The organism is Salinicola sp. MIT1003 (assembly GCF_001858555.1).
In the GTDB taxonomy this organism is placed as follows: domain Bacteria; phylum Pseudomonadota; class Gammaproteobacteria; order Pseudomonadales; family Halomonadaceae; genus Salinicola; species Salinicola salarius.
In genome coordinates this window covers 1-2669 of record NZ_MCAP01000038.1, presented here as the reverse complement: position 1 = coordinate 2669, position 2669 = coordinate 1, and the positions used below count along the sequence as shown (strand labels likewise).

Below are 2669 nucleotides of genomic sequence, written 5' to 3'. Positions count from 1 at the left end.
GATGGGGTTGTCGTCGCTCATCCTGTCCTCCTGATGGCTGCACTATACCCTGTGCAGTTCTGGAGGGGGTCACTTCATCAGTCGCTTCCAAGTCGATGACGACAAGTTAATTGGCTTGATCAATTCCTTCTCGGATACCTCCTTTACCCAGCCCAAACACCACGGCCAAGCGCTCAAGCTGCGCAGCAAGGATATTCTCGGCCACGTGTACGAGTATTTCCTCGGTCAGTTCGCGCTCGCCGAAGGCAAACAGGGCGGGCAATACTACACGCCCAAGAGCATCGTCACGCTGATCGTCGAGATGCTGGAGCCCTACAAGGGACGGGTGTATGACCCGGCGATGGGATCGGGCGGATTCTTTGTCTCGTCAGACAAGTTCATCGAAGAACACGCCCGCGAGCATCACTACGACCCTGCCGAACAGAAAAAGCAGATTTCGATCTACGGGCAGGAGTCCAACCCCACCACGTGGCGGCTGGCAGCCATGAACATGGCCATTCGCGGCATCGACTTCAATTTCGGCCAGAAGAACGCCGACAGCTTCCTCGATGACCAGCACCCCGACCTGCGCGCTGATTTCGTGATGGCCAACCCGCCGTTCAACGTCAAGGACTGGTGGCACGAGTCGCTCGCTGACGACGTGCGATGGCGGTATGGCACTCCGCCCAAGGGTAACGCCAACTTCGCCTGGCTACAGCACATGCTCCACCACCTCGCGCCTATAGGCAGCATGGCGCTGCTGCTGGCCAACGGCTCGATGAGTTCCAACAGCGGCGGGGAGGGCGAGATTCGCCGCCGCCTCGTCGAGCAGGATCTGGTGGAGTGCATCGTCGCGCTGCCGGGGCAGCTCTTCACCAACACCCAGATTCCCGCCTGTATCTGGTTTTTGACCAAGGATAAATCCGGCGGCCTATCCCCCAACGGCGTCGAAAAGCGCCGTCGTAAAGGCGAAGTGCTGTTTATCGACGCCCGCCAACAGGGCTATATGCGCGACCGCGTGCTGCGCGATTTCACCGGTGAGGACATCGCCAGGATCAGTGACACCTTCCATAGCTGGCAGCGAACGGAGGAGTTTGAGGACGTGCCTGGCTTTTGCGCCTCAGCCAACCTTGCCGCGATTGAAAAGCACGACTTTGTGCTGACCCCGGGACGGTATGTGGGCGCCGCGGCCCAGGACGAGGACGACGAACCCTTTTCAGACAAGATGGCGCGATTGACGGCGCAGCTGAAAGAGCAGTTCGAGGAAAGCGATCGGCTGGAAGGGGAGATCAAGCGGAATCTTAGGAGGCTGGGTTATGTCTGCTAATTGGACTGAACATCCGTTGGAGAAGCTTTGCTCTGAAATCACCGTTGGTCATGTTGGCTCCATGACAAAAGAGTATCGTGATAATGGAATCCCTTTCTTTCGATCAAAAAATATTCGTGAGCATCGTATTGATTGGGATGATGTTAAATATGTATCGCATGGCTTCCACCAAAAACTAAAGAAATCAATTTTACGCCCAGGAGACGTCGCTGTTGTTCGTACAGGTAAACCTGGTGCGGCTTGCGTGATACCTGATTATGTAGCTGAAGCCAACTGCTCAGATTTGGTCATTATGCGTGTTGATCCACAATTATTGTCGCCATATTTTCTGAGCTATTACCTTAATTCAGTTGCAAACCACCAAATTAACTCCAGCCTCGTGGGCGCTGTTCAACAACATTTCAATGTTGGGGCGGCCAAAAAGCTAGCGATAACTATTCCTGGTCGAAAAGAGCAGGATGGGATTGTTAAAATCGTTAAGGACCTTGATGATAAAATCCAGCTAAACCATCAAATCAACCAAACCCTCGAACAGATGGCTCAAGCCCTGTTCAAAAGCTGGTTCGTCGATTTCGAACCGGTCAAGGCCAAGATCGCCTTGCGCGAGCGCTGGCAGGCTCTCCAGCCAGAGAATGAACCTGCCTCGCCCGTCTGCTACGCCGCCGAGCTGGACGAGCCGCCCGCGTTAGGCGATCTGGAAACCTATATGAACCGCGCCGCGATGCAGGCGATTTCCGGTAAGACGGCGGAGCAGCTCGACGCACTGCGCACGGAAGACCCCGAGCGCTATGAGGAGCTATTCGAGACCGCCGCGCTGTTTCCCTCGGCGATGCAGGAGAGTGAGTTGGGGGAGATTCCGGAGGGGTGGGAACCCTCAACGGTTGGTAAAGAGTTCGATGTAACGATGGGTCAATCTCCACCCGGAGATACCTATAATGAAACTGGTGAAGGTACGCCATTTTTCCAAGGACGAAGAGATTACGGAAAGAGGTTTCCAAGTAACCGAGTGTACTGCACTCAACCAAAAAGAATGGCAAAAAGAGGCGATACACTTCTGAGTGTGCGTGCCCCAGTAGGTGACACCAATATCGCTTTAACTGACTGCTGTATTGGCCGTGGCTTAGTAGCGATTAGACATAAATCAGGCTGCTCATCGTTCACTTATTACTCTGTCATTCAGCTTGGTCATGAGCTTTCGTCATATGATTCCGAGGGAACTGTCTTTGGCTCTATAAATCAAAAAAATCTGAAGGGTATCTCGCAACTTGCGCCACCTCACGAGGTACGGCGGTCTCAAGTTCCAAGCGCAACGCTATTGAAGGGTGCTCGGTCCAGCGACTGATTTCTTGAGCACCTCGGCGTA

Annotated in this window: 2 protein-coding genes; both read left to right on the top strand. The window is 54.1% G+C overall.

All coding sequences use genetic code 11. The features are described 5' to 3' along the window. Positions 1 to 115 precede the first annotated feature (115 nt). A complete protein-coding gene (locus BC443_RS13200; RefSeq protein ID WP_247643285.1) occupies positions 116 to 1306 on the top strand; it encodes an SAM-dependent methyltransferase in 1191 nt (396 codons plus the stop codon). After that, on the top strand, positions 1296 to 2648 hold the full coding sequence (locus BC443_RS13195; protein ID WP_083387397.1) for a restriction endonuclease subunit S: 1353 nt from the start codon (positions 1296 to 1298) through the stop codon (positions 2646 to 2648). The genes BC443_RS13200 and BC443_RS13195 overlap by 11 nt, the downstream gene beginning before the upstream one ends. Positions 2649 to 2669: the final 21 nt, after the last annotated feature.